This window comes from Neorhizobium sp. SOG26 (assembly GCF_003491345.1).
GTDB lineage: Bacteria > Pseudomonadota > Alphaproteobacteria > Rhizobiales > Rhizobiaceae > Neorhizobium > Neorhizobium turbinariae.
Map to the genome: position 1 here is coordinate 1,219,379 of NZ_CP025512.1, position 25,123 is coordinate 1,244,501.

At 60.4% G+C, this 25,123-nt stretch carries 25 protein-coding genes and 4 tRNA genes; 16 read left to right on the forward strand and 13 right to left on the reverse strand.

From position 1 onward, the window contains the following. Position 1: 1 nt before the first annotated feature. Positions 2 to 841 carry a type I methionyl aminopeptidase gene (gene map / locus CYG48_RS06170; protein ID WP_118849566.1) on the reverse strand — a complete coding sequence of 280 codons (840 nt, stop codon included), beginning with the start codon at positions 839 to 841 and terminating at the stop codon, positions 2 to 4. A gap of 151 nt (positions 842 to 992) precedes the next feature. Further along, positions 993 to 2,834 (reverse strand): class I poly(R)-hydroxyalkanoic acid synthase, encoded by a 1,842-nt coding sequence (gene phaC, locus CYG48_RS06175; RefSeq protein WP_118849567.1) that lies wholly within the window; start codon positions 2,832 to 2,834, stop codon positions 993 to 995. A 119-nt stretch (positions 2,835 to 2,953) separates the two neighbouring features. On the opposite strand from phaC, the gene CYG48_RS06180 reads away from it, so the two are divergent. The 4 genes from CYG48_RS06180 to recJ all read left to right on the forward strand — a co-directional run bounded on the left by CYG48_RS06180 (position 2,954) and on the right by recJ (position 7,987). Next, positions 2,954 to 3,355, forward strand: a complete 402-nt coding sequence (locus CYG48_RS06180; protein ID WP_118849568.1) for a hypothetical protein — start codon at positions 2,954 to 2,956, stop codon at positions 3,353 to 3,355. A 124-nt stretch (positions 3,356 to 3,479) separates the two neighbouring features. Further along, entirely contained in the window at positions 3,480 to 4,697 is a 1,218-nt protein-coding gene (locus CYG48_RS06185) for an LL-diaminopimelate aminotransferase (protein WP_118849569.1), read from the forward strand. A 68-nt stretch (positions 4,698 to 4,765) separates the two neighbouring features. Beyond that, complete coding sequence (locus tag CYG48_RS06190; RefSeq protein ID WP_118849570.1) at positions 4,766 to 6,085, forward strand: homoserine dehydrogenase; 1,320 nt, start codon at positions 4,766 to 4,768, stop codon at positions 6,083 to 6,085. A gap of 69 nt (positions 6,086 to 6,154) precedes the next feature. Beyond that, positions 6,155 to 7,987 carry a single-stranded-DNA-specific exonuclease RecJ gene (gene recJ, locus CYG48_RS06195; RefSeq protein ID WP_118849571.1) on the forward strand — a complete coding sequence of 611 codons (1,833 nt, stop codon included), beginning with the start codon at positions 6,155 to 6,157 and terminating at the stop codon, positions 7,985 to 7,987. Between the two features lie 23 nt (positions 7,988 to 8,010). On the opposite strand, the gene CYG48_RS06200 is transcribed toward recJ, so the two are convergent. The 4 genes from CYG48_RS06200 to CYG48_RS06215 form a co-directional block, all read right to left on the reverse strand. Next, positions 8,011 to 8,085, reverse strand: a tRNA-Glu gene (locus CYG48_RS06200). A 159-nt stretch (positions 8,086 to 8,244) separates the two neighbouring features. Beyond that, a tRNA-Glu gene (locus CYG48_RS06205) sits at positions 8,245 to 8,319 on the reverse strand. A 126-nt stretch (positions 8,320 to 8,445) separates the two neighbouring features. Further along, positions 8,446 to 8,991 (reverse strand): hypothetical protein, encoded by a 546-nt coding sequence (locus CYG48_RS06210; protein WP_150132704.1) that lies wholly within the window; start codon positions 8,989 to 8,991, stop codon positions 8,446 to 8,448. Positions 8,992 to 9,162: 171 nt separating this feature from the next. Next, positions 9,163 to 9,603 carry a VOC family protein gene (locus CYG48_RS06215; RefSeq protein WP_118849573.1) on the reverse strand — a complete coding sequence of 147 codons (441 nt, stop codon included), beginning with the start codon at positions 9,601 to 9,603 and terminating at the stop codon, positions 9,163 to 9,165. 212 nt (positions 9,604 to 9,815) lie between these two features. Between CYG48_RS06215 and CYG48_RS06220 the strand changes: the two genes are divergently transcribed. The 5 genes from CYG48_RS06220 to CYG48_RS06240 all read left to right on the forward strand — a co-directional run bounded on the left by CYG48_RS06220 (position 9,816) and on the right by CYG48_RS06240 (position 11,512). Then, the gene (locus tag CYG48_RS06220) at positions 9,816 to 10,394 is read left to right on the forward strand and encodes a cold-shock protein (RefSeq protein WP_118849574.1); all 579 of its coding nucleotides are present in this window, start codon (positions 9,816 to 9,818) and stop codon (positions 10,392 to 10,394) included. After that, entirely contained in the window at positions 10,394 to 10,876 is a 483-nt protein-coding gene (locus CYG48_RS06225) for a DUF192 domain-containing protein (RefSeq protein ID WP_118849575.1), read from the forward strand. The genes CYG48_RS06220 and CYG48_RS06225 overlap by 1 nt, the downstream gene beginning before the upstream one ends. 89 nt (positions 10,877 to 10,965) lie before the next feature. Then, positions 10,966 to 11,042, forward strand: a tRNA-Pro gene (locus CYG48_RS06230). Between the two features lie 50 nt (positions 11,043 to 11,092). Further along, positions 11,093 to 11,398, forward strand: a complete 306-nt coding sequence (locus tag CYG48_RS06235) for an ETC complex I subunit (RefSeq protein WP_118849576.1) — start codon at positions 11,093 to 11,095, stop codon at positions 11,396 to 11,398. A 37-nt stretch (positions 11,399 to 11,435) separates the two neighbouring features. Beyond that, a tRNA-Arg gene (locus CYG48_RS06240) sits at positions 11,436 to 11,512 on the forward strand. Between the two features lie 54 nt (positions 11,513 to 11,566). Here CYG48_RS06240 and CYG48_RS06245 read toward each other — a convergent pair. The 5 genes from CYG48_RS06245 to CYG48_RS06265 form a co-directional block, all read right to left on the reverse strand. Beyond that, the gene (locus tag CYG48_RS06245; RefSeq protein WP_118849577.1) at positions 11,567 to 11,755 is read right to left on the reverse strand and encodes a hypothetical protein; all 189 of its coding nucleotides are present in this window, start codon (positions 11,753 to 11,755) and stop codon (positions 11,567 to 11,569) included. A 204-nt stretch (positions 11,756 to 11,959) separates the two neighbouring features. Next, positions 11,960 to 12,733, reverse strand: coding sequence for an amino acid ABC transporter ATP-binding protein (locus tag CYG48_RS06250; RefSeq protein ID WP_118849578.1), 774 nt, complete (start codon positions 12,731 to 12,733; stop codon positions 11,960 to 11,962). Positions 12,734 to 12,761: 28 nt separating this feature from the next. Beyond that, positions 12,762 to 13,916 carry an amino acid ABC transporter permease gene (locus CYG48_RS06255; RefSeq protein ID WP_118849579.1) on the reverse strand — a complete coding sequence of 385 codons (1,155 nt, stop codon included), beginning with the start codon at positions 13,914 to 13,916 and terminating at the stop codon, positions 12,762 to 12,764. A gap of 4 nt (positions 13,917 to 13,920) precedes the next feature. Beyond that, complete coding sequence (locus CYG48_RS06260) at positions 13,921 to 15,117, reverse strand: amino acid ABC transporter permease (RefSeq protein WP_118849580.1); 1,197 nt, start codon at positions 15,115 to 15,117, stop codon at positions 13,921 to 13,923. 109 nt (positions 15,118 to 15,226) lie between these two features. After that, positions 15,227 to 16,252 carry an amino acid ABC transporter substrate-binding protein gene (locus CYG48_RS06265; RefSeq protein WP_118849581.1) on the reverse strand — a complete coding sequence of 342 codons (1,026 nt, stop codon included), beginning with the start codon at positions 16,250 to 16,252 and terminating at the stop codon, positions 15,227 to 15,229. Between the two features lie 345 nt (positions 16,253 to 16,597). Between CYG48_RS06265 and CYG48_RS06270 the strand changes: the two genes are divergently transcribed. Further along, entirely contained in the window at positions 16,598 to 17,788 is a 1,191-nt protein-coding gene (locus tag CYG48_RS06270; RefSeq protein WP_118849582.1) for a cystathionine beta-lyase, read from the forward strand. A gap of 1 nt (position 17,789) precedes the next feature. On the opposite strand, the gene CYG48_RS06275 is transcribed toward CYG48_RS06270, so the two are convergent. Continuing rightward, positions 17,790 to 18,953, reverse strand: a complete 1,164-nt coding sequence (locus CYG48_RS06275) for an FAD-dependent monooxygenase (RefSeq protein ID WP_118849583.1) — start codon at positions 18,951 to 18,953, stop codon at positions 17,790 to 17,792. A gap of 13 nt (positions 18,954 to 18,966) precedes the next feature. Further along, on the reverse strand, positions 18,967 to 19,212 hold the full coding sequence (locus tag CYG48_RS06280; protein ID WP_118849584.1) for a zinc-finger domain-containing protein: 246 nt from the start codon (positions 19,210 to 19,212) through the stop codon (positions 18,967 to 18,969). A 158-nt stretch (positions 19,213 to 19,370) separates the two neighbouring features. On the opposite strand from CYG48_RS06280, the gene CYG48_RS06285 reads away from it, so the two are divergent. The 6 genes from CYG48_RS06285 (at position 19,371) to clpA (ending at position 25,056) form a co-directional block, all read left to right on the forward strand. Then, the gene (locus CYG48_RS06285; RefSeq protein ID WP_118849585.1) at positions 19,371 to 20,156 is read left to right on the forward strand and encodes an alpha/beta fold hydrolase; all 786 of its coding nucleotides are present in this window, start codon (positions 19,371 to 19,373) and stop codon (positions 20,154 to 20,156) included. Positions 20,157 to 20,282: 126 nt separating this feature from the next. Further along, entirely contained in the window at positions 20,283 to 21,107 is an 825-nt protein-coding gene (cysE, locus tag CYG48_RS06290; protein ID WP_118849586.1) for a serine O-acetyltransferase, read from the forward strand. Positions 21,108 to 21,213: 106 nt separating this feature from the next. Next, on the forward strand, positions 21,214 to 21,417 hold the full coding sequence (locus CYG48_RS06295) for a DUF3126 family protein (RefSeq protein ID WP_118849587.1): 204 nt from the start codon (positions 21,214 to 21,216) through the stop codon (positions 21,415 to 21,417). A 156-nt stretch (positions 21,418 to 21,573) separates the two neighbouring features. After that, on the forward strand, positions 21,574 to 21,924 hold the full coding sequence (locus CYG48_RS06300; protein ID WP_118849588.1) for a phasin family protein: 351 nt from the start codon (positions 21,574 to 21,576) through the stop codon (positions 21,922 to 21,924). Positions 21,925 to 22,170: 246 nt separating this feature from the next. Further along, a complete protein-coding gene (clpS, locus tag CYG48_RS06305; protein ID WP_118849589.1) occupies positions 22,171 to 22,521 on the forward strand; it encodes an ATP-dependent Clp protease adapter ClpS in 351 nt (116 codons plus the stop codon). A 9-nt stretch (positions 22,522 to 22,530) separates the two neighbouring features. Next, positions 22,531 to 25,056 (forward strand): ATP-dependent Clp protease ATP-binding subunit ClpA, encoded by a 2,526-nt coding sequence (gene clpA, locus CYG48_RS06310; RefSeq protein ID WP_118849590.1) that lies wholly within the window; start codon positions 22,531 to 22,533, stop codon positions 25,054 to 25,056. Positions 25,057 to 25,123: the final 67 nt, after the last annotated feature.

The following is a 25,123-nucleotide window of genomic DNA, read 5'->3' on the forward strand; positions in this document are numbered from 1 at the left end:
GTCAGCTCGTCAGCGGCGGCAGGCCCGGCCGGTCCAGACCGGCAGGCGACAAGGTGAAGATTTCGCAGCCGGTCGCCGTCACGCCAATCGCGTGCTCGTATTGCGCCGAAAGCGAGCGGTCGCGTGTAACGGCTGTCCAGCCGTCCGAAAGCACCTTCACATGCGGCTTGCCGAGATTGATCATCGGCTCGATCGTGAAGATCATGCCTTCCTTGATTTCCGGACCTTCGTCGGCGCGCCCATAGTGCAGGATGTTCGGCGAATCGTGGAACAACCGTCCGACGCCATGGCCGCAGAAATCGCGCACGACCGAGCAGCGTTCGCCTTCGGCATAGGTCTGGATCGCCTGGCCGATCGCGCCGGTGCGGGCGCCGGGCTTCACCTCGGCGATGCCGCGCATAAGGCACTCATAGGTGACTTCCAGCAGCCGTTCGGCGGCGCGCTTGATCTGCCCGACCGGATACATCCGGCTCGAGTCGCCATGCCAGCCGTCGAGGATATAGGTCACATCGATGTTGACGATGTCGCCCTCGCGCAGCGGCTTGTCTTCCGGCATGCCATGGCAGACCACGTGGTTGATGGAGGTGCAGACGGAATATTTGTAGCCACGGTAATCCAAAGTCGCCGGCAGCGCGCCGTGATCCATGCCGAACTCGAACACGAATCGGTCGATTGCGCTTGTGGTGACGCCAGGCTGGATGATCGCGGCCAGTTCATCCAGGCAGCGTGCCGTCAGAAGGCACGCCTTGCGCATGCCCGCAAAATCCGTCGCCGGGTCGTAAAGACGGATCGCACCCGTGTTCTTCATGGGTGCGGATACGGCTTCGATATAGTTGACCATTGTTCTTCTCTCGTAATCTTCTTGTTCATAAAGCAGCCGGGCCCGTCTCGTCCATCAAAACGGAGCAGGTTTCTGCATTTCCTTTCGCGGAACGACGGGTCGCAGGAGAGGCTCGGTCTTGTGCCTGGGTGTGTCGCCGGTTGGTGACGTCTCAGGCGCGCTCCAGAACGTAGGTGCCGGGCGCATCGGCGATTGCGTTCAAGGCGGAGCCGCCGGGTTTGCGGGCCGGCACGCGCGTCGCATCCTTCCCTTCCACCCAGGCATGCCAGTGCGGCCACCAGGAGCCCCCGGTTTCCTCCGCCTTCGCCAGCCAGTCCTCATAGGAGCCCGTCGGCTTCTCGCCAACCCAGAACTGATACTTCTGCTTGGCTGGCGGATTGACGACGCCGGCAATGTGGCCGGAGCCGGACAGGACGAAATCGACTGGACCACCGAACAGTTCCGAACCCAGGAAGACCGACTTTGCCGGCGCAATGTGATCCTCGCGGGTGGCGAGATTGTAGACCGGGATCTTGATGTCCTTGAGCGAGATGACCTTATCCCCCAGCTTCATCTCGCCCTTGCTCAATGCGTTGTTGAGGTAGCAGTTGCGCAGATAGAAGGCATGGTTGGCTGCCGCCATGCGGGTCGAGTCTGAATTCCAGTGCAGCAGGTCGAAGGGCAGCGGCTCCTGGCCCTTGAGGTAGTTGTTGACCACGTAGGGCCAGATCAGTTCCGAGGCGCGCAGCATGTTGAAGGCTGTCGCCATCTTCGAGCCGTCGAGGTAGCCCACCGACTCCATCTGCTTCTCGATCGCCTCGAGCTGTTCTTCGTCGACAAAGACCTTGAGATCGCCCGCGTGTTCGAAATCAACCTGGGTGGTCAGGAAGGTGACGGACGCGATGCGGCTGTTCCTAGTCTTGGCGTGGTAGGCGAGGGTGGCCGCGAGCAAGGTGCCGCCGACGCAATAACCGATTGCATTGACCTTCTTCTCGCCCGTTGCCTTTTCGACCGTCTCAAGCGCGAAGTCGATCCCTTCGCGCATGTAGGACGCCCAGTCCTTCTTTGCGTGGCGTTCATCCGGGTTGACCCAGGAGATCACGAAGACTGTGTGGCCCTGGTCGACGCACCACTTGATGAAGCTTTTTTCCGGGTTGAGATCAAGAATGTAGAACTTGTTGATCCATGGCGGGCAGATAAGGAGCGGGCGCTTCAGCACCGTGTCCGTGTTTGCCTCGTACTGAAGGACCTCACAGACCTCGTTCTGGGCAATCACTTTGCCAGGGGTGAGGGCGATGTTGCGGCCGATGGCGAACTTGGTGGAATCGGTATGGCGAAGCCGCAACTCACCACGGCCGGCAGCGATGTCTTCGGCAAGCATCTTCATACCGGCGACAAAATTGGCACCATTGGTGGCGACCGTCTCGCGGTAAACTTCCGGATTGGTGACGGCGAAGTTGGCGGGAGACAGGGCAGCCGTGATCTGCTTCACATAAAAGGCGGCCTTGTGTTTCGTATGCGCATCCAGTCCCTCGGCCTCATCGACGAGCTTTTCAGCCCAGGATGCGGTGACGAGGTAGACCTGCCGCAGCAGTGCAAAGAACGGGTTCTTGATCCAGTCTTCGTCGGCGAACCGCTTATCCTTGGTCGGCGCCTCGGCTTCGACCGGAACCCCGCTGAACTGGTTCAACGTCCGCGTCCAGATGCCCATATAGCTTGAGAAAAGAAGCGTCTGCGCCTCGAGCGTCCGCTTCGGGTCCGCCATCCAGTATTCGGTGACGGCGGAGAGCGTCTTCACCAGGTCGTTCAGCGGGTTGGTGTCGGGATTAGGGATTTCGCCGCGCTCGCGGGGCCCGAGCCATTCAGATGCAGCCTTGCCGAGATTTTCTGCGGCGCGCGCAAGGTTCATGGCCAGCGTCTGCGGATCCTTGACCACGTAGGCCTCGACCGACCGGGGATCAAAGCCTGGAAAACCCTGTCCAGCCGCCCCTTTTTGCTCGGTCTTTTCCGCCACGCGTGGCCTCCCCACTGGTTGTCGGCTGTTTTCGTTTGTACATTGTCCCTGAAAGTGAATACAAGTCCAGCGGCCGGCGCTTCAGGGGATCCGGCGACTCGGTTAGGTAGGTTGTTGAGATGGAAAAACTGAGGCAGGCAAGGGTTGGCTCGTCGCTTCTGGTCATGGCTGCCTGTGCGCCTCTGCTGTCGGGCTGCAACAGCCAGAGCTTTGCTCTTGATGACGGTATTCCCAACACGCCGCCTCCAGCTGTAATCACCCAGAGCGGTGCGGCACCGCCTCCAGGCCCCATCGTCAAGCGCAATACCGGCGTCTATCCGACCTTCAGCCCGACCTTGCGTGCTGCTGCGGAGCAGATCGAGGACGACGACTACCGGAAGACCGAGCCGCGGCTCGCCAGCTTGGCGCGGGCCCGCCAGAACGGCTCCATCTCCGAGGCTGAGTACAATCGCCGGGTGGCGGAGTATCGCAAGCTCGCCGCCGAGCATGGCAAGGACGCGCAGGCCAACATCGCACGCTGAAATGCCCGGTAATTGGGGCTTGCCTTTCGCTCTGTTTGGTCGCAAAGCACAAATCGCTTAAGATGCGCCGGTGCGCGAAGCAACGCGCGCCTTTGCATCTCGTCACACTGAGCCCGAGGGAGCTATGGAAGAGTTTCATAAAGTCAGGCGCCTGCCGCCCTACGTTTTCGAACAGGTCAACCGTTTGAAAGCGAGCGCGCGAGCGGGTGGCGCCGACATTATCGATCTCGGCATGGGCAACCCGGACCTTCCGACGCCCAAGGCGATCGTCGACAAGCTGTGCGAAGTGGTCCAGGACCCGCGCACCCACCGTTATTCTTCATCCAAGGGCATTCCTGGCCTGCGCCGCGCGCAGGCCGCATATTACGCCCGCCGCTTCGGCGTGAAGCTCAACCCGGAAACCCAGGTCGTTGCGACACTGGGTTCGAAGGAAGGCTTCGCCAACATGGCGCAGGCGATCACGGCGCCCGGCGACGTCATCCTGTGCCCGAACCCGACCTATCCGATCCATGCCTTCGGCTTCCTGATGGCAGGTGGCGTAATCCGCTCCATGTCGGTGGAGCCGGACGAGAGCTTCTTCCCGCCGCTGGAGCGCGCAGTTCGGCACTCGATTCCGAAGCCGCTGGCGCTGATCCTCAACTATCCGTCGAACCCGACGGCTTACGTTGCGACGCTCGACTTCTACAAGGACGTCATCGCCTTTGCGAAGAAGCACGACATCATCGTGCTGTCGGACCTTGCCTACTCGGAAATCTACTTCAACGACGCGCCGCCACCATCCGTTCTGGAAGTTCCCGGCGCGATGGATGTGACCGTTGAATTCACGTCCATGTCGAAGACGTTTTCGATGCCCGGCTGGCGCATGGGGTTTGCCGTCGGCAACGAACGGCTGATCTCGGCACTGACGCGCGTGAAGTCCTACCTCGACTACGGTGCCTTCACGCCAATCCAGGTGGCCGCGACACACGCGCTGAACGGTGATGGCTCCGACATCGCCGAGGTGCGCAACGTCTACAAGCGTCGCCGCGACGTGATGGTGGAAAGCTTCGGCAAGGCGGGTTTCGAAGTGCCGCCGCCGGCTGCGACCATGTTTGCCTGGGCGAAGATCCCGGAAAAGTTCCGCCATCTTGGCAGCCTGGAATTCTCCAAGCTCCTCGTCGAGAAGGCTGATGTTGCGGTTGCTCCTGGCGTCGGTTTCGGCGAGCAGGGGGATGACTATGTCCGCCTCGCGCTCGTTGAGAACGAGCATCGCATCCGCCAGGCTGCGCGCAACATCAAGAAGTTCCTCTCGACGGCCGATGACACGATGCACAACGTGATCTCGCTCAACACGCGTCGCTGAACTAGACAAACCTACCCCCGGTGGCTCGCCCGGAGCCACCGCCTCCCAAGCAAGCAGGAAGAAAAACCATGGCAGATGCCCTGAAGGTCGGCATTGCGGGTCTCGGCACCGTGGGTGCCTCACTCGTTCGGATCATCCAGAACCGCGCGAACGAACTTGCGACGACCTGCGGCCGTGCCATCGAGATCACTGCCGTCACGGCGCGCGACAGGACGCGTGACCGCGGCATCGACATCTCCCGCATCCAGTGGTTTGATACGCCTGAGCAACTGGCCCGCGAAGCCGATATCGATGTCTTCGTGGAGCTCGTCGGCGGTGCCGAAGGCGCCGCGGCGAACTCGGTTCGCGCCGCATTGGAGCGCGGTCTCCATGTGGTGACGGCCAACAAGGCATTGCTCGCAGCCTCCGGCGTCGAACTTGCCAAGATCGCCGAAGAGAAGGGCGCACTCCTCAATTTCGAGGCAGCGGTTGCCGGTGGCATCCCGGTCATCAAGGCGCTGCGCGAGTCGCTCACCGGCAACACGGTTTCCCGCGTCTACGGGATCATGAACGGCACCTGCAACTACATCCTGACCCGGATGGAGAAGGAAGGCCTGTCCTTTGCCGACTGCCTCAAGGAGGCGCAGCGGCTTGGTTATGCCGAAGCCGATCCTGCCTTCGACATTGAAGGCAATGATACCGCCCACAAGCTCGCGATCCTGACGACGCTTGCCTTCGGAACGCAGATTGCTGCGGACGAGATCTATCTCGAAGGCATCACCAATATTTCGATCGAGGACATCCGCGCGGCGTCAGACCTCGGCTACCGCATCAAGCTCCTCGGCGTTGCGCAGCGGACCGAAAGCGGCATCGAGCAGCGCGTCCACCCGACCATGGTGCCCTACGACTCAGTCATCGCGCAGGTCGATGGCGTGACCAATGCGGTCGCCATCGAATCCGATATCCTGGGCGAACTCCTGATGGTGGGCCCCGGCGCCGGCGGCAACGCCACCGCGTCTTCCGTCCTGGGTGATATTGCCGATATCGCCAAGAGCCGTCCCGGCGCGCAGCGCGTGCCGGTGCTCGGAACACCAGCGGCTGCGCTGGCGCCCTACAAGCGCGCCCAGATGCAAAGCCATGAAGGTGGCTATTTCATCCGCCTGACGGTTGCTGACCGAACCGGTGTCTTCGCAAGCATTGCGGCACGCATGGCCGAGAACGCCATCTCGCTTGAATCCATCGTCCAGCGCGCAAATCCGGACAGTGCCGAAACGGCGAAGACCATTATCCTCGTCACTCACGCGACGATGGAAGATTCGATCCGCAAGGCGGTCGAGGCGATCAAGAGCGAGAGCTATCTCGTTGGCGAGCCGCAGGTCATCCGCATCGAGCGGCCGAAGGACCTCTGATTCACTGGCGCTTCTCGGCAGAAACTCAAAGCGATTCCGCTTGGCGCGGAAATGCAGTAGAAGCAGCCGATGAACAAGTTTGTGTCTGCGATCTCCCCGGCAGCGGAAACGGTGGATCCCGTTCCGCGCGCTTTCCTCAATGTCGAACGCTCCGTCGGTGACCAGCGCTGGATCTCGCGCCTGGATCAGGCGGCACAAAACCGCGCGCTGGCGATCTCGCAGGTGCACGGTATTCCGGAACTCGTGGCCCGGGTGCTGGCGGGGCGGGGGGTATCGCTGGATGACGCACCTGCATTCCTGAACCCGACCATCCGCGCCCTGATGCCAGATCCCTACACCCTGACCGACTGCGAGAAGGCTGTGTACCGGCTGACGCGTGCGATCGACCGCGGGGAAAAAGTGGCGATCTTTGGCGACTACGACGTCGACGGCGCCTCGTCCTCCGCCCTTCTGTATCGCTTCCTGCGGCATTTTGATGTCGAGGCGGAAATCTACATCCCGGACCGCATATTCGAAGGCTACGGCCCCAATCCATCCGCCATCCGCCAACTGATCGCCAATGGTGCTGGCCTGATCGTCACCGTCGACTGCGGTTCAACCAGCCATGAGGCGCTTGCTGCGGCGCGCGACGAGGGCTGCGATGTGGTGGTGATCGACCATCACCAACTCAGCCACGAGCTGCCGCCGTGCCATGCGCTGGTCAACCCGAACCGAGAGGATGATCTGTCGGGGCAGGGGCATCTGTGTGCTGCCGGCGTTGTCTTCATGGTGCTCGTTGGTGCGGCACGGCTGATGCGCGAGCGGGGTGATTCCCGCGCCAAGTCTCTTGATCTACTCGGCTGGCTTGATCTGGTCGCGCTGGCCACCGTCTGTGACGTTGTGCCCCTGAAGGGCCTGAACCGCGCTTACGTGGTGAAGGGACTGCTTGCCGCGCGCCACATGGGCAACCAAGGGCTAGCTGCCTTGTTTCGCAAGGCGGGTCTAGGCAGGCCCGTGACGCCTTATCATTTCGGGTTCCTCGTCGGGCCGCGAATCAATGCCGGTGGCCGGATCGGTGACGCCGCTCTCGGAAGCCGACTGCTGACGCTTGATGACGCGGTCGAGGCTGAGGAGATTGCCGGGCGCCTGGACGACCTCAACCGCGAGCGGCAGGCCATGGAGGCGGCGATGCTTGCAGAAGCGGAGTCCGAAGTGCTCGCTGAATACGGTACCGGTGAGAATGCCTGTGTCATCGTGGCGGCGCGCGACAGCTGGCACCCGGGAATCGTCGGGCTCATCGCAGCGCGCCTGAAGGAGAAGTTCAAGCGGCCAGCCTTCGCGATCTCTTTTGATCCTTCCGGCAAGGGAACCGGGTCGGGCCGCTCGATCAATGGCTTCGACATGGGACGCATGGTACGTGCGGCCGTCGAGGAAGGCCTGCTGGTCAAGGGCGGCGGTCACGCCATGGCAGCGGGCCTCACGGTCGAGCGGGCGAATCTCGGGCGACTGCGTGCCTTCTTCGAGGAGAAGTCGGGGGAGAGCGTGCCGGCGCTTGTCGCTAATCACGTACTGAAGATCGACGGCGCGCTTTCGGCCTCCGGCGTTACGCTGGACCTCTTTGACGTGCTCGAACAGGCGGGCCCTTATGGCTCGGGCCATTCGCAGCCGATCTTTGCGATTCCCGCGCACCGCCTGAAGGACGCTCGGCTCGTCGGGACCGCCCATGTGAAGATTACGCTGGAAGCTGCCGATGGCGCACGGCTTGAAGGAATCGCGTTCCGTGCTGCTGAAACGCCGCTCGGCAACATGCTGCTCAATTCGCGCGGCAGCCAGATTCACGTGGCAGGTTGCCTGAGCGCAGACCAGTGGCAGGGAAATCGCCGCATTCAGCTCCGCGTGCTGGACGCGGCTCGTGCAGGCTAAGTGATTTTTCTTGGAGAGAGAAGTGGCACGCCCTAGGGGAGTCGAACCCCTCTTCCCAGAATGAAAATCTGGTGTCCTAACCGATAGACGAAGGGCGCGTGCGCTTCGTGTGTGGCGCCCTTATAGTCAGGCAGCTTTCACTCCGCAAGCGGAATCTGTACGAAAAACACTGTCGGGTGAAACTTTTTTCAGAAGGAGAAAAGCGAGCAGCGCAAAGCGCTTAGTAACGAAAGATGATGTTTTGGAAGAAGGAGAAGTGGCACGCCCTAGGGGAGTCGAACCCCTCTTCCCAGAATGAAAATCTGGTGTCCTAACCGATAGACGAAGGGCGCGTGCGCTTCGTTGTGGCGCCCTTATAGAGAGGCGATTTCTTTCCCGCAAGCGCCAAAATCATCTTTCCTGCAAAAAAATCCGGAAGACCTTCGAAAGGCGCAAAGAACCCCGAAGATCCGGGCTTTTCAGCAGCTTAGCTCTGCCCCGGTTTGTGGATCAACGCCACATGCGGTGGCGGGAACGGCTTGCGGCGCGCTGTAAACGCTCGCCGTCATGGCGTTGAAGTTCCGGCGCGGCAGGTTTGCCGGTACGGGCCCGGTGGCGGACGGATCGGTGGCGGCAGGAAGGGGTGGTGCGGCGGAGAAAATGGTACCGGTACCAGCGCGCACGCCCGTGGGCTGCGTGGCAAGACCCGCCATGGGATTCTGCACCGGCTGCTCCGGTGCCGGCGGGAAGGCATCTTCCGGTGTGGATGCCGAAGCGTCGGCCACTGCGGCCATCCGGGCCGCTTCTTCAGGATTGGCAGGCGAGGGTCGGGCAACCGACACAGTTGTTCCGCCATTGGCGAGATCGCGTTTCAGGGCTTCCGGGATGGCGTTGCGCGGTGAGGCTGCCGGCGAATCTTCGGCCACCTTCTTCGTGGACGTGCATCCTGCAAGGCTGAGGAGCGAGAGCCCGGCTACCACCAGAAGAAGTCTGGCGCGCGGGATGGTGGAAGGCACTGAATGCAATTTTTGCCCCGTCAGCTCATGTCGCGCGCATCATGCCGCGAATCATGTCCGACAGCATCGGACCGGGGCTTCGCGCGGACAAGCGCCCAATGTGTCAGGACGAGGGCAGCAACAGCCTGGAGCAAGCTTCGCCAAAGGTGCGGCGGCCATGGACGACCGCCGCGAATGATTTTACCAGCTTCCGATATTCGGCGCGGACGCCCAGGGTTCGGCAACCGGCAGATTCTCGCCCTTCTGCAGGATCTCGATCGAAATGCCATCCGGCGAGCGCACAAAGGCCATGCGACCTTCCCGTGGCGGGCGGTTGATGGTGATGCCGTTGTCCTGCAGGTGCTTGCAGAAGTCGTAGATGTTGTCGACTTCATAAGCGAGGTGGCCGAAGTTGCGGCCGCCGGTATAGTCCTCGGCATCCCAGTTGTAAGTCAGCTCAAGGCAGGGCGCCTTGCTCGGGTCGCCCGATGCGATGTCCTCCGGTGCTGCAAGGAAGACCAGCGTGAACCGGCCCTTCTCGTTTTCGCTACTGCGGATTTCCTTCAGGCCGAACAGCGTTGTGTAGAAATGAAGCGAGGCGTCCAGGTCCTTGACCCGCACCATGGTGTGTAGATAGCGCATTCTTATTCTCCCTGAGCGAAACGCAGAAAAAAGTGCCGGATGGCGCTGCGAATATGTGCTCGCGCCAGCCTCGAGCAAGGCTTCCGGAATAGACGTCAAGGTGGATAAAGCCAAGGCAGGGTCTTGCGCTAGACGGTTACCGGGATGTTAATCTATCCTCTAAGAATCAGTTAATCGTCAGGTGTAACGCGTAATCGAGGGGCCGACAGGATATGGCAGACAGGATGTCGTCGAAGGGCGTTGCCACTTTCGAGGAACTCGCGGGCGAACCGGTCGAATTGATCGAGATTACCGGCGTCGTGAAGTGGTTCGACGTGGCGAAGGGCTTCGGATTCATCGTTCCTGACAACGGGATGCAGGATGTTCTCCTGCATGTGACCTGCCTTCGGCGCGACGGCTACCAGACCATCCTGGAAGGCACGCGCATCGTGGCCCTCATCCAGAAGCGGGACCGCGGTTACCAGGCATTCCGCATCCTTTCCATGGATCAGTCGACGGCCGTTCACCCGTCGCAGCTTCCGCCGGTGCGCACGCATGTCCAGGTGACGGCAACGAGCGGCCTGGAACGGGCGCTGGTGAAGTGGTTCAACCGCACCAAGGGGTTTGGCTTCCTGACCCGCGGCGAGGGGACCGAGGACATCTTCGTTCATATGGAAACGTTGCGTCGCTTCGGCCTCACGGAACTTCGTCCGGGCCAGGTCGTTCTGGTACGCTTCGGGCCTGGCGATAAGGGTCTGATGGCAGCGGAAATCCATCCCGACAATCCAAACCCCGTGAGCCGGTCACACTGATGCGTTTGTCATATTCAGCAGTTCTCCAAAGCGCCCTTGTGGCGCTTTTTGTCTTTGTGGGTGCCGCATTCGCGGCCGCCCAAGACGTTACCTTTCCCCGCGAGGAGCTCGCGATCCAGACGAAGGCGGGCAAGACGCATAAGTTCACCGTCGAACTCGCGCTCACCGACGCTCAACGTCAGCAGGGGCTGATGTTCCGCAAGTCTATGGCGCCGGATCACGGCATGTTGTTCGATTTCGGCCTGCCCCGGCAGGTTGGCATGTGGATGGAGAACACGGTTCTCCCGCTCGACATGCTGTTCATCCAGGGTGATGGCACGATCTCCCACATTCGGGAAAACACCGTGCCGTATTCGCGCGATGTGATCGACTCACGCGGAGCGGTGAAGTTTGTGCTGGAGCTCAATGCAGGCACCGCCAACCGTTTGGGCGTCAGTGTTGGCGACAAAGCTGTCTCCAAGCGCATCGGCAACAAGTGGTAATCCACTGCATCTTTTCAGTGGGATAAACATTGTTGGATTTGGGTATTGCGGCCCCGAAGGGAACCGTGTATCTCGCAACCAACGTAGGACGGAGTGTAGCGCAGTCTGGTAGCGCATCTGGTTTGGGACCAGAGGGTCGGGAGTTCGAATCTCTCCACTCCGACCACGCTTTCAGGTGGTGCAACGTTCTGCGTCAGCTGATGGAGCGTTTCAGGAATGCCTGCTAAGATCTTTCGTCCCGCCAAAACCGCCATGCAATCTGGCAAAGCCAAGACGCATCTGTGGGTTCTGGAATTCGACCAGGAAGGTCCCAAGCGCATCGACCCGATCCTGGGTTATACCTCTTCTGCAGACACGAAACAGCAAGTGCGCCTGACGTTTGAAACGCAGGAGCAGGCCGAAGCCTATGCCAAGCGTGAGGGCATCGAATACCGTGTGATCCCGCCGAAGCAGGCGAACCGTCAGGTGGTTTCTTATACCGACAATTTCCGCTTCAACCGCATCCAGCCTTGGACGCACTGAAGAATTGGTAGGCAGCGCCGCTCGCGCTGCCTTGAACGGCCCCTTAGCTCAACTGGATAGAGCAGCTGCCTTCTAAGCAGCAGGTCGTAGGTTCGAGTCCTACAGGGGTCGCCACACTGCCGGACCATCTTTTAAACTATCAGACAGACGTGCCCGACCTGGAAATGCCTAGGCGCGCGCCGTGTAGTTCTTCGCCAGTTCATCTGCGGCGACGCGATTGCCGCGCGCCTGCCGGATGATCTCGATGGCTGCCTCCTTGGGGAGGCTGTGCCTGTCGGCGAAGGCATCGACCTCACGCTCCTCATCCAGCGAGACCGCCGTGCGATCGGTTCCATCCATCGCTTGATTGTCAGACATAGCTGCTCCTTTCCGTGCTCGTCTGTAACAGACCGAGGCACACAGACGTTCCGTGGAAGTTCCCCGGAGATGTTGGATGATACGTTCCGGGGAGCAAAGGCGCCGGTGGACGCGGCAGGGAAGGCGCGCACACGCAGTGGAAATGCTTGCGGTGCGAGGCGCCACAAAAGGAGAGGGGCGCCGCAGCGCCCCTTGTTTGTCCACCTAGTGAAGGATCTGGCTGAGGAAGAGCCGGGTGCGTTCGTGTTGCGGGTTGTCGAAGAACTCGGCCGGTGAGTTCTGCTCGACGATCTGACCCTGGTCCATGAAGATCACGCGATTGGCTACCTGGCGCGCAAAGCCCATTTCGTGGGTGACGCAGAGCATGGTCATGCCTTCTTCGGCAAGGCTCACCATGGTGTCGAGAACTTCCTTCACCATTTCCGGGTCAAGCGCCGATGTCGGCTCGTCGAAGAGCATGATCTTCGGCTTCATGCAGAGCGAGCGGGCGATTGCGACGCGTTGCTGCTGGCCACCGGACAACTGGCCGGGATATTTGTGGGCCTGTTCGGGGATCTTGACGCGCTTCAGGTAGTGCATCGCGATCTCTTCGGCTTCCTTCTTCGGCATCTTGCGCACCCAGATCGGCGCCAGGGTGCAGTTTTCGAGAATCGTCAGATGCGGGAACAGGTTGAAGTGCTGGAACACCATGCCGACTTCGCGGCGCACTTCATCGATCTTCTTCAGGTCGTTGGTCAGTTCGATGCCGTCGACAACGATGCTCCCGGACTGGTGTTCTTCCAGCCGGTTGATGCAGCGGATCATCGTGGACTTGCCGGAGCCGGAAGGCCCGGCGATGACGATGCGCTCGCCCTTCATCACCTTGAGGTTGATGTCGCGCAGAACGTGGAAGTCGCCATACCACTTGTTCATGTTGGTGATCTCGACGGCGACGTCGGTTGCCGACACTGTCAGGTTTTTGGGTTGGGCTTCAGCCATGTGTTTCCCTTTTTGAATTGCGTGGCGGTCAGCGCTGGTGAGCCGTGTCCAGATGCCGCTCCATGAAAGCGGAGTAGCGGGACATGCTGAAGCAGAACAGCCAGTAGATAAAGCCTGCAAAGATCAAGCCGGTGATCGGCGTCACGGGCGTGATCCAAGTCGTATCGATGAAGTTGAGCCGGATGATGTTGAGCAGGTCGAACATCCCAATGATGGAGACGAGCGAGGTATCCTTGAACAGCCCGATGAAGGTGTTGACGATACCCGGGATGACCAGCTTGATCGCCTGCGGCAGGATGATCAGCCGCATCTTCTGCCAGTAGCTCAGGCCGAGTGATTCCGCACCTTCCGACTGTCCCTTCGGGATCGCCTGCAGGCCGCCGCGGATGACTTCTGCCATATAGGCGGAAGCGAAGAGCGCAACGGCGACAAGCGCACGCAGGAAGTTATCGATCGTCCAGCCGGTCGGCAGGAAGAGCGGCAACATCACATTCGCCATGAACAAGACCGTGATGAGCGGCACGCCGCGGATCACCTCGATGAAGGTGACGCAAAGCGTCTTGATCACCGGCATCTTGGACCGGCGCCCGAGTGCCAGCAGAGTTCCGAGAGGGAACGAGACCGCGATCCCGACGAAGGACAGGATGAGCGTCACCATCAGGCCGCCCCAGAGCGGGGTCTCGACGACCCGCAGCCCAAATCCGCCATGCAGCAGGAAAAAGGCGACGATCGGGAAGACGATGAACAGCAGCAGGGCGTTGAGGCCCTTGCGCGGCACCTTGGGGATGAGGAGCGGCGTCAGCAGCGCGATGAACATGATCGTCACGAGAATCGGACGCCAGCGTTCATCGAGTGGGTAGCGACCGAACATGAACTGCACGAAGCGGTCCTGCACGAAAGCCCAGCAGGCGCCCTTCCAGCCATCCGGCTGGATGCCGCCCTGAACCAGGGTGGAGCAGACGGATCGGTCGGAGCCGAGCCAGCTTGCCTGGAAGAACAGCCAGTTTGCCGCCGGCGGCACGATCATCACCAGGATAGCGATCGCGAGTACCGTCAGGACAATGTCCTTCGGCGTCGCCAGCAGGTTCTTGTGCACCCATCCGAAGAGGTTGCCGCTCGCCGTCGGTGCAGGTTTTGCGTCCAGCATTTCTCTGCGGACAAAGGAGACAGAGGTGTCAGCCATGGTCTTACCTCTCCACCAGTGCCATTCGGGCGTTGAACCAGTTCATGAACAGCGAGGTCGCAATGCTGATCGTCAGGTAGACGATGAGCCAGATCGAGATGATCTCAACCGCCTGGCCCGTCTGGTTCATCGTCGTGCCACCCGTTGAAACAAGCTCCGGGAAGCCGATGGCAACGCCGAGCGACGAGTTCTTCGTGAGGTTCAGATACTGGCTGGTCAGCGGGGGAATGATGATGCGCATCGCCTGCGGAACGACAACCAGACGCGTGGTCGTGGAAGGCTGCAGGCCGAGCGCGAAAGCCGCTTCCGACTGGCCCTTCGCTACACCACGGATACCGGCGCGGATGATTTCGGCGATAAACGAGGCGGTGTAGAAGGAGAGGGCGAGATAAAGCGCCACGAATTCCGGGGCGATCACCGAACCGCCCGACAGGTTGAAGCGGCCAGCGACCGGGAAGTCGAAGGTCAGCGGGGCGCCGGCGGCCAGGAAGGCAAGAACCGGAATGCCGACGATGAGGCCGATCGACACCCAGATCGTGTGGAACTGCTCGCCGGTGCGCATCTGGCGACGCTTGGCCCAGGATGCGACGACGACGGACGCCACAATACCGATCAGCAGTGCGATCGGGATCACCCAGGCCGTTTCACCCCAGACGGGCTTCGGAAAGGCGAGGCCGCGGTTGTTCAAGAACATGCCGAGCGGCAGTTCCAGCGAATCGCGCACCTGCGGCAGCGACGACAGGACGCCGGAATACCAGAAGAAGATGACGAGCAGCGGCGGGATATTACGGAAAACTTCGACGTAAACCGTGCAAAGCTTGGCGATCAGCCAGTTCTTCGAAAGTCGTCCGATGCCGATGATGAAGCCGATGATGGTGGCGGTGATGATGCCGGTAACGGCGATCAGCAGCGTGTTGAGCAGGCCGACAAGAATGGCCCGACCATAGGTCGAATCGCTTGAGTAGGAGATCATCGCAAAGCCGATATCGAAACCGGATCGGCCAGACAGGAAGCCGTAGCCGGAGGCGATATTAGCGCGTGCAAGGTTCGTAGCGACGTTGTTGCTGATGGACCAGACCGCAAGAACAACAATAACTGCCGTCAGGATCTGGAAGAAGATGCTGCGCACCCTCGGGTCGTAGATCGGCGAGACTTTCGAATCCCCCCGATGAGATGACACACGTATGGCGTGATCTGTCATGCTGCCTTTTCCCCGCTGGCCTTGATGGCCCATGCTTTTGCTTTTTTTATTTTTGTTTTTATTCGTGGTTGCGGGGCGACAAGGCCGCCCCGCACTGCATTCTTTTAGATCAACGGATCGGCGGTGCGTACTGCAGACCGCCCTTGGTCCACAGGGCATTGAGGCCGCGCTGGATCTTCAGCGGCGTGTCGGCGCCGATGTTGCGCTCGAAGACTTCGCCGTAGTTACCAACACCCTTGATGATGTTGTAGGCCCAGTCGTTGGTGAGGCCGAGGTCGGTACCGACCTTGGTGTCCTGCTCAACGCCGAGGAAGCGACGAACGTCCGGGTTGGTCGAAGAGCCCTTGATTTCGTCGACGTTAGCCTGGGTGATGCCCATTTCTTCGGCCTGAACGAGCGCGTAACCGGTCCAGGTCACGATGTCGAACCACTTGTCATCGCCCTGGCGGACGGCCGGAGCCAGCGGCTCCTTGGAGATGATTTCCGGCAGAACGACGTGGTCATCCGGGTTGGAGACAGCGAGGCGGATCGAATACAGGCCCGACTGGTCGGTGGTGTAAACGTCGCAACGGCCAGCCTGGTATGCAGCGTTGACTTCTTCGAGCTTTTCGAAAACGACCGGCTTGTATTCGAGGTTGTTGGCGCGGAAGTAGTCAGCGAGGTTGAGCTCGGTCGTGGTGCCGGACTGGACGCAGACGGCAGCGCCGGACAGCTCGAGAGCGGACTTCACGTTGAGGCTCTTGGGCACCATGAAGCCCTGGCCGTCGTAGTAGTTGACGTAACGGAAGTTGAAGCCGAGCGCGGTGTCGCGGCCGATGCTCCAGGTGGTGTTACGTGCCAGCAGGTCGACTTCGCCAGACTGAAGGGCCGTGAAGCGGCTCTGTGCAGTGGTGGGCGTGTACTTCACCTTGTCCGGGTCACCGAAAACGGCAGCAGCAACAGCGCGGCAGTAATCGACGTCGAAGCCCTTCCAGTTGCCGGAAGCGTCAGGCTGAGCGAAGCCCGCAAGACCGGTGTTGACGCCGCACTGGATAAAGCCTTTCGCCTTCACATCTTCAAGCGTGCCGGCAGAAGCTGCCGAGGCGATACCAAATACCGCTGCGCCAATCGCGGTAGACAAAAGCGTCTTTTTCATTTTCCCAACCTTATATGTATATTGATGACACCGAGCCGCCCCCAGTTTTTTCCGTTACGGCCGGTTCCCGCTGGCCCTCCCGGCGCGGGTACTCACTATCACAGTCGTAAAACTACGCATGGTCAAGTGTCGCCTTTCCGAATTGCGTCAGAAATGAGGTAAATTCGTTAATCACGGTGAGAAGTTGAGCATGTGCTCGCTTGCTGGGCAAGTGATGCCGAAAACTCCGGCTGTTGAACCGAAGTATTGAGATTGGAACCACCATCCGAAAGCCATGGGTTGACCGAGGCTTGCTCGGGCGGCAAGACTTCGGCCCTCATCTGTCACGGGGAAGCAATCTACCATATGAAAAAGACACAAGACCCGCTGCTTGCAGAAGCAGGAACGAACACGCGCCTTGCCCATATCGGCCACGACCCATCGGGATACCACGGCTTCGTGAACCCGCCGGTCGTTCATGCATCGACCGTTCTCTTCCCGAACTCTTCCACGATGGAAAAGCGGTCGCAGAAATACACTTACGGCACGCGCGCAACCCCCACGACAGATGCACTATGCGAAGCATTCGATGAGCTTGAAGGATCGGCCGGTACGATTCTCGTCCCGTCGGGACTGGCGGCCATTTCGGTGCCGTTCCTCGCCTATCTCTCGTCGGGCGATCACGCCCTGATTGTGGATTCCGTTTATGCGCCGTGCCGCCACTTCTGCAACACGATGCTGACGCGGCTTGGTGTCGAAATCGAGTATTACGATCCCGAGATCGGTGCCGGAATCGAAGCGCTGATCAAGCCCAACACGCGCCTGATCCACACCGAAGCGCCCGGTTCGAACACGATGGAGATGCAGGATATTCCTGCCATCACCGAGGTCGCGCACCGGCACGACATCGTTGTCACCATGGACAACACCTGGGCAACGCCGCTTTTCTTCAAGCCGCTCGATTTCGGCGTCGACGTCTCCATTCACGCGACGACAAAATACCCGTCCGGCCATTCGGACATCGTCATGGGTTCTGTTTCCGCCAATGCCAAGCACTGGCCGAAGCTCGAAGAGGCTCGCATCACGCTTGGCATCTGCGGGGCGCCGGATGATTCCTACATGATCCTGCGTGGCCTGCGCACCATGGGCGTACGCCTCGAACACCACCAGAAGAGCGCGCTCGACATCGCAACCTGGCTCGAGACCCGCGAGGATGTGGCTCGCGTACTCCATCCGGCGCTGCCGAACTTCCCCGGCCATGCCATCTGGAAGCGCGACTTCAAGGGCGCCAGCGGCGTTTTCTCCTTCGTTTTGAAGGCGGATGCAGAGAAGGCGAAAGCCAAGGCGCATGCCTTCCTGGATGCGCTGTCCTTCTTCGGCCTGGGCTACTCCTGGGGTGGCTATGAAAGCCTCGCGGTTCCGGTCAATCTGTCCGATCGGACCATCCGCACCGCTCCGACCGATGGCGCGCTCATCCGCCTGCAGATCGGGCTGGAGGATGTTGCCGACCTCAAGAAGGACCTGGAGATCGGCTTCGCCGCGGCGGCGGCCGTCTGATTCATTCGGCGTCGAAGCCGTAAAGCCAATCAAAGTCCGCCGCGAGCGATTGCGGCGGGCGCATGGACAAGACGAGGTCGCGCGCAAGGCGCACCGGCCCACGGGCGTGGTAGGCAAACCGGTTGAACTGGCCGCGGGCCTTCACGTTGGCGACCCTCGGTTTCCGTAAGTTTTCGTACTGGGCGAGAGCCTGGGGAATATGTGGCGCGTTCATCACCCGGTTGCTGAGGACATAGGCATCCTCGATGGCCATGGACGAGCCCTGGGCGGCAAACGGCATCATGGCGTGGGCCGCATCGCCGATCAGTACGATGTCCTTGCCGTTGTGCCATCTCCCTGGACCGACGGCGTATAGCGGCCAGAAACCCGGCTTCTCGATCGTCTTCAACAGGTCGACGATCTGCCGATCCCAGTGTCGGAACTGTGCAACCAGCATCTCCCGTTGGGGCTCGGAGGCCCTCGCATCCCAGGTGTGGCCGGGACTGATGCCGGACGCAATCGCTACGATGTTGATGCTTTCCATCTCGCAGAGCGGATAAGCTACCAGATGTGTCGACGGCCCGAGGAACGCCGTCACCTGATTGCGCGGGAGCCATGACGGAGCTGTTTCCGAAGGGATGGTGAACCGCCAGGCGACATTGTGAGAGAAGTCCGGATCCGGCCCCTGCGGAACGGAGGCTCGCACATTCGACCACACGCCATCAGCGCCGACGATCAACGGGTAGGATATGCCCGTCACCGACCGGAGACTTTCAACGACACTGCCGCGAATTGGCGTGCCGAGACGGATCGTGCAGAGAGGGTTTCGTTCGACCGCTGACAGCAAAATTTTCTGGAGCGTCGCGCGGTGAAGGACACCATATGGGGCGCCCCAGCGTTCGCGGGCATGGCGCCCTGCCGGCACATGCGCGATGGGGCGCAGCGACGTGCCCGAGACCAGCGAAATCCGTTCAGGCTCCGTCCAGACGGCTTCAAGTTCAGGCAGAACACCAAGTTTGCCGAGAACCCGGGCGGCGTTGGGCGAGACCTGCAGCCCGGCGCCCACTTCGATCAATTCGCCTGCTTCTTCGAAGATGTCGCAGCGAACACCCTTTGAGGCAAACGAAAGTGCGGCCGTCAGGCCCGCAATGCCGGCGCCGACGACCGCGATGTTCTCGAGATGCATTGGATGGCGCCGGTCAGGCAGCCTTGACGTTGAAGACGCAGCCCGGCGGAATCGTCTGGTCAGCCTTCAGCGAAGGATTGTAACGATAGAGAGTCGAGCAATAGGAGCAGATCTTCTCGTTGTCGTCGCCCATGTCGATAAAGATGTGGGGGTGATCGAAGGGAACGGTAGCTCCCGTGCACATGAATTCCTTCACACCGATCTCGATCAGGCGATGTCCGCCGTCATTTTGAAAGTGAGGAATGCTGTGACCGGCCATGATGCTCTCCGCAATTTGAAAGGCTTCTGATTTGCGGCGGACATTACCCCTGCGGCTTCCAAAAGTGTAGTGGGAAAACTATAGCAACAATGCGCTTGGCTCCTTATGGCCTGCGCCATCGTCTCCGTAATGTAGCTCACCAGAAGGATGCGCTTCACATGAACCTGAACGCCCCTGCCTTTTCCGTCTTCCAGCATGATGGTCTCGATCTCGCCTATTTCGACGAGGGCGACCCGTCTGGCGATCCTGTTCTGCTGATCCACGGGTTTGCTTCGAGCGCGACGGTGAACTGGGTCCATCCCGGTTGGCTGAAGACGCTGGGAGATGCAGGTTATCGGGTGATTGCGATCGACAACCGCGGCCATGGCGCCAGCGGCAAACCAACGGATGCGGAAGCCTATCGGCCCTGGGTCATGGCAGAGGACGCGATCGCTCTGCTCGATCACTTGCGCATCCCGGAAGCGGGCCTGTTTGGTTATTCCATGGGTGCAAGGATTTCCGTGTTTGCCGCCCTGGCGCATCCGGACCGGGTTCGCTCGCTGGTGCTCGGTGGCCTTGGCATCGGCATGACCGATGGCGTCGGCGACTGGGATCCGATCGCGGATGCGCTTCTCGCGCCGTCGCTGGATGACGTGAGCCATGCGCGCGGGCGCATGTTCCGTGCTTTTGCCGACCAGACGAAGAGCGACAAGGTGGCCCTGGCTGCATGTATTCGGGGATCGCGCGACCTCGTCAGCCGCTCCGACATGGGCAAGATCGATGCGCCGACCTTGATCGGCGTCGGCACCAAGGATGACATCGCCGGGTCGGCACAGGAACTGGCCGCCTTGATGCCAAATGCCAGGGCACTCGACATCCCCGGGCGCGATCACATGCTGGCGGTTGGCGACAAGGTATTCAAGCGGGCAGTTCTGGAGTTTTATGCCGGTCTGGGCCGACAGTAACGAACAGACCGGCGCATCCTCAACATTTCTTTATCATCACGATCAACGGAATGCGTTTTCGCATCCGTTGGTGTACATGTAATCTCGTTCTATATATTGCCGCTAAGGCAAACCGAGGAGACGGCTATGGCCGCACGTACCGAAATCCGCAGCAAGGGCACCGTTCCGACGGTCGATCCGATCTGGGACACGCTTCGCGAAGAGGCAATGACAGCCGCGGCAAGTGACCCGCTTCTGGCTGCATTCCTGTATTCGACGGTGCTGAACCACCGCTCGCTGGAAGACTGTGTCGTGCACCGCATCTGCGAACGCCTCGATCATCCCGACCTGCAGGCGATCCTTCTGCGGCAGACCTTCATGGAAATGCTGGATGACTGGCCGGAATGGGGCTCCATTCTTCGCGTCGACATTCAGGCTATCTACGACCGTGACCCGGCCTGCCTGCGCTTCCTCGAGCCGGTGCTCTACTTCAAGGGCTTCCACGCCATTCAGACCCACCGGCTGGCGCACTGGCTCTTCAACCGTGGACGCCGCGACTTCGCGCTTTACCTGCAGAGCCGCTCATCGAGCGTCTTCCAGACCGACATCAACCCGGCCGCACGTGTCGGCAAGGGCATTTTCCTTGATCACGCAACCGGGCTGGTGGTCGGTGAAACCGCCGTCATCGGCGACAACGTCTCGATTCTCCATGGTGTGACATTGGGTGGAACCGGCAAGGAAGGCGCTGACCGCCATCCGAAGATCGGCAATGGTGTGTTGATTGGCGCTGGCGCCAAGATTCTCGGCAATATCGAAGTTGGTTCATGCTCGCGCGTGGCCGCCGGGTCCGTCGTTCTGAAGCCGGTGCCGCCGAAGTCGACAGTCGCTGGTGTGCCTGCCAAGGTCGTCGGTGAGGCAGGCTGCTCGGAACCATCTCGCCTGATGGACCAGATTCTCGGCGCCGAAATCTGACGGCAGGGTGCGGCATAAAGGGCAGGAGGTTTAGCCTTTAGCGGCTTTACTTTCGCCTTTCTCCCATGCCACAAGCGCGCCACTTGAACCGCTGACGGAGAAAATCGTGAAACCTGACGAAATCAAGAAGCTGGACGCTTATTTCAAGCGCGTGCTGAACCCGCAGGTCGTTGTCAAGGCGCGTCCGCGCAAGGACGATTCGGCTGAAGTCTATCTCGGCGAAGAATTCCTCGGCGTTGTTTATCTCGACGATGAAGACGGCGATCGCTCCTACAATTTCTCGATGGCGATCCTCGACGTCGACCTCTGAGACGACCGTATCGTGATCGATCTGAACGGGCCTTCGGGCCCGTTTCGCATTTTAGAAATGCGTCCACGCAAGCGCATCTTGCAGCGCACAAGTCGCCTTGACATTCCGCCCGATGAGCCATTCTATGAGCAGGTGCGAATGAACAGGGGTCACGCTATGTTCAATTTCGATGAAGCCAGCAGGCAGAGCAAGGTCGCGATGGACGGGATGCTGAAAAGCTATTCCGAAGTGGCGAGCGGCTTCCAGGCGATCGCCACGGAAGCAGGAGATTATTACAAGAAGGCTTTCCAGGACCTGTCCAGCTACGTGGAAGCCTTGGCTGGCGTTCGAAGCGTCGAAGCAGCCTACGATCTGCAGACCAGCTTCGCGAAGTCTTCCTGTGATGATTACATTGCCCGGGCAACGAGGATCAGCGACATCTATGCCGATCTCGCCAAGGCAGCCTATCGACCTTTCGAAGCGCCGACGCCCAAGCCGCCGGCTGTCGTGGAGCCGCAGGCGGCTTGAGAGCTACCCCGAGGGAGGAGGCTCGCGACGCGAAGGTCGGCTGTGTTTGACGCTGCCGGCCTTTTTGATTCCGAGCGCTCGTTGCGCGGGAATTATGGGCGGCGGTGCGGCCCGAATAGTGATTGCGTAGCAGCGAGGGGGGCTTAAAATCCGTCTCGAATGAACTAAGTTAGGGTAACTGAAGTTCGTGCGACGGCATCAGGCAATCTAGGCCTCTGCCGATCGGACGATGGGGAATGAATGAACATGATCGCACGGCCGATCTTAATGCAGAATGAGAAGGGCGGTGACGGGAACGCTAATCGCGGGACCTCGGTCATCACCCGAACCAAACCTAAGACCAAGAAGCCAAATCTTTATCGCGTACTTCTGCTGAATGACGATTACACGCCGATGGAGTTCGTCATCCACATTCTGGAGCGTTTTTTCCAGAAAGACCGCGAGGCTGCCACGCGTATCATGCTCCACGTTCACAATCACGGCGTGGGGGAATGCGGAATATACACATATGAAGTAGCGGAAACCAAGGTTTCCCAAGTCATGGACTTTGCTCGGCAACACCAGCATCCGCTGCAATGTGTTATGGAAAAGAAGTGAGGACCCGACGTGCCAACATTTTCGCCTAGCTTAGAAAAGGCGCTGCATCAGGCACTGACCTTTGCCAACGAGCGGCATCACGAATATGCCACGCTCGAGCACCTGCTGTTGGCGTTGATCGACGACGCAGATGCAGCGGCGGTCATGGGCGCTTGTAACGTCAATTTGGAAACACTGCGCAAGACGGTTGCTGACTATGTCGACAATGAACTTGCCAACCTCGTCACCGGCTACGACGAAGATTCGAAGCCGACCTCTGGCTTCCAGCGCGTCATCCAGCGCGCGGTGATCCACGTCCAGTCTTCGGGTCGCGAGGAAGTGACCGGTGCGAACGTCCTCGTGGCGATCTTTGCCGAACGGGAAAGCCATGCTGCGTTCTTCCTGCAGGAGCAGGAAATGACGCGCTACGATGCTGTCAACTACATCTCGCACGGTATCGGCAAGCGCCCAGGCGCCTCCCAGCCCCGCACACCGCGCGGTGTCGATGAAGCAGATGCGGATGCAAAGCCGTCCGCCCGCGACCAGGACGAGTCGTCTGCCAAGAAGCCGCAGGACGCCCTGAAGGCCTACTGCGTAAACCTGAACGAAAAGGCGAGGGAAGGCCGTATCGATCCGCTGATCGGTCGCCATTCCGAAGTCAATCGCACGATCCAGGTGCTGTGCCGCCGTTCCAAGAACAACCCGCTTTACGTGGGTGACCCAGGCGTCGGCAAGACAGCGATCGCTGAAGGTCTCGCCAAGCGGATCATCGAAGGCAAGGTTCCGGAAGCACTCGCCGACGCGACCATCTTCTCGCTCGACATGGGCACGCTGCTTGCGGGCACCCGCTACCGCGGTGACTTCGAGGAGCGCTTGAAGCAGGTCGTCAAGGAACTCGAGGAATATCCGGGTGCCGTCCTTTTCATCGACGAGATCCACACCGTAATCGGTGCGGGTGCGACGTCGGGTGGCGCGATGGATGCCTCGAACCTCCTGAAGCCGGCGCTGTCTTCCGGCGCAATCCGTTGCATCGGTTCGACCACCTATAAGGAGTATCGCCAGTTCTTCGAAAAGGATCGGGCCCTGGTTCGCCGCTTCCAGAAGATCGACGTCAATGAACCGTCGATCGACGACGCTGTCGAGATCATGAAGGGCCTGAAGCCCTATTTCGAGGACTACCACAAGCTCCGTTACACCAACGACGCGATCAAGGCAGCCGTTGAACTCTCGGCCCGCTACATCTCCGACCGCAAGCTACCGGACAAGGCGATCGACGTGATCGACGAGACCGGCGCGGCGCAGATGCTGTTGCCCGCTTCCAAGCGGCGCAAGCTGATCACCGAGAAGGAGATCGAAGCGACGATCGCAACGATGGCACGAATCCCCGCGAAGACGGTGTCCAAGGATGACGAGATGGTTCTCGCCAACCTGGACAAGGAACTTCGTTCGGTCGTCTACGGCCAGGATGCCGCGATCGAGGCTCTGTCGACTGCGATCAAGCTGGCACGTGCCGGCCTTCGCGAGCCGAACAAGCCGATCGGTTCCTATGTCTTCTCCGGCCCGACCGGCGTCGGCAAGACCGAGGTGGCAAAGCAGCTTGCGGCCTCGCTCGGCGTTGAACTGTTGCGGTTCGACATGTCGGAATACATGGAGCGCCACACGGTTTCGCGACTGCTCGGGGCACCTCCCGGCTATGTCGGGTTTGACCAGGGCGGTCTCCTGACTGACCAGGTGGACCAGCATCCGCACAGCGTCGTCCTGCTCGATGAAATCGAGAAGGCGCATCCGGATATCTACAATATCCTGTTGCAGGTCATGGACCACGGCTCGCTGACGGATCACAACGGCAAGAAGATCGACTTCCGCAACGTCATCCTGATCATGACGACCAATGCGGGTGCGTCTGAAATGGCCAAGGCCGCCATCGGTTTCGGTTCGTCCAAGCGCACCGGTGAGGACGAAGAGGCGCTCAACCGCCTGTTCACGCCGGAGTTCCGCAACCGCCTGGATGCAACGATCCCGTTTGCGCCGCTGCCGACGGAAGTCATCCATCAGGTGGTCCAGAAATTCGTCATGCAGCTTGAGACGCAGCTCTCGGAACGCAACGTCACCTTCGACCTGCACCAGGATGCAATCGCCTGGCTCGCGGAACGCGGTTACGACGAGAAGATGGGTGCACGCCCGCTCTCGCGCGTCATCCAGGAGCACATCAAGAAGCCGCTCGCCAACGAGATCCTGTTCGGTGCGCTCCGCAAGGGCGGCGTCGTTCGGGTGACGGTCGGCAAGGACGAAAACGGCAAGGACAAGCTGCTGCTGGATTCGATTCCCGAAGCCGTGCCTGTGAAGCCGAAGCCGGAAGTCGAGGTGGAAGAGGCGGCTGAGGAAGCCGGCACCAAGACCACCAAGGCCAAGGCGAAGAAGTCTGGCTCGAAAGGCAAGGACGGAGGCAACAAGGCGCAAGCCGCCGCGGACTCCGACGTCCTGACTGACGAAGCGCCTGCAAAGCCTTCGTCGCGGAAGGGCGGCACTGTGCCGCGTGTGCCGAAGAGCCGATAGGTTTTCATCATCAGAGACTTGCGATGCCGGGCCTGTCCCGGCATCGTCGTATCAAGACGAGGCTGAT

What these genes read in the sequence shown, in the direction of transcription:
- map (WP_118849566.1), bottom strand. Translation starts at nt 841, where the DNA reads ATGGTCAACTATATCGAAGCCGTATCCGCACCCATGAAGAACACGGGT.
- CYG48_RS06180 (WP_118849568.1), top strand. Translation starts at nt 2,954, where the DNA reads ATGGAAAAACTGAGGCAGGCAAGGGTTGGCTCGTCGCTTCTGGTCATG.
- CYG48_RS06185 (WP_118849569.1), top strand. Translation starts at nt 3,480, where the DNA reads ATGGAAGAGTTTCATAAAGTCAGGCGCCTGCCGCCCTACGTTTTCGAA.
- CYG48_RS06190 (WP_118849570.1), top strand. Translation starts at nt 4,766, where the DNA reads ATGGCAGATGCCCTGAAGGTCGGCATTGCGGGTCTCGGCACCGTGGGT.
- recJ (WP_118849571.1), top strand. Translation starts at nt 6,155, where the DNA reads ATGAACAAGTTTGTGTCTGCGATCTCCCCGGCAGCGGAAACGGTGGAT.
- CYG48_RS06215 (WP_118849573.1), bottom strand. Translation starts at nt 9,603, where the DNA reads ATGCGCTATCTACACACCATGGTGCGGGTCAAGGACCTGGACGCCTCG.
- CYG48_RS06220 (WP_118849574.1), top strand. Translation starts at nt 9,816, where the DNA reads ATGGCAGACAGGATGTCGTCGAAGGGCGTTGCCACTTTCGAGGAACTC.
- CYG48_RS06225 (WP_118849575.1), top strand. Translation starts at nt 10,394, where the DNA reads ATGCGTTTGTCATATTCAGCAGTTCTCCAAAGCGCCCTTGTGGCGCTT.
- CYG48_RS06235 (WP_118849576.1), top strand. Translation starts at nt 11,093, where the DNA reads ATGCCTGCTAAGATCTTTCGTCCCGCCAAAACCGCCATGCAATCTGGC.
- CYG48_RS06245 (WP_118849577.1), bottom strand. Translation starts at nt 11,755, where the DNA reads ATGTCTGACAATCAAGCGATGGATGGAACCGATCGCACGGCGGTCTCG.
- CYG48_RS06250 (WP_118849578.1), bottom strand. Translation starts at nt 12,733, where the DNA reads ATGGCTGAAGCCCAACCCAAAAACCTGACAGTGTCGGCAACCGACGTC.
- CYG48_RS06255 (WP_118849579.1), bottom strand. Translation starts at nt 13,916, where the DNA reads ATGGCTGACACCTCTGTCTCCTTTGTCCGCAGAGAAATGCTGGACGCA.
- CYG48_RS06260 (WP_118849580.1), bottom strand. Translation starts at nt 15,117, where the DNA reads ATGACAGATCACGCCATACGTGTGTCATCTCATCGGGGGGATTCGAAA.
- CYG48_RS06265 (WP_118849581.1), bottom strand. Translation starts at nt 16,252, where the DNA reads ATGAAAAAGACGCTTTTGTCTACCGCGATTGGCGCAGCGGTATTTGGT.
- CYG48_RS06270 (WP_118849582.1), top strand. Translation starts at nt 16,598, where the DNA reads ATGAAAAAGACACAAGACCCGCTGCTTGCAGAAGCAGGAACGAACACG.
- CYG48_RS06275 (WP_118849583.1), bottom strand. Translation starts at nt 18,953, where the DNA reads ATGCATCTCGAGAACATCGCGGTCGTCGGCGCCGGCATTGCGGGCCTG.
- CYG48_RS06280 (WP_118849584.1), bottom strand. Translation starts at nt 19,212, where the DNA reads ATGGCCGGTCACAGCATTCCTCACTTTCAAAATGACGGCGGACATCGC.
- CYG48_RS06285 (WP_118849585.1), top strand. Translation starts at nt 19,371, where the DNA reads ATGAACCTGAACGCCCCTGCCTTTTCCGTCTTCCAGCATGATGGTCTC.
- cysE (WP_118849586.1), top strand. Translation starts at nt 20,283, where the DNA reads ATGGCCGCACGTACCGAAATCCGCAGCAAGGGCACCGTTCCGACGGTC.
- CYG48_RS06300 (WP_118849588.1), top strand. Translation starts at nt 21,574, where the DNA reads ATGTTCAATTTCGATGAAGCCAGCAGGCAGAGCAAGGTCGCGATGGAC.
- clpS (WP_118849589.1), top strand. Translation starts at nt 22,171, where the DNA reads ATGATCGCACGGCCGATCTTAATGCAGAATGAGAAGGGCGGTGACGGG.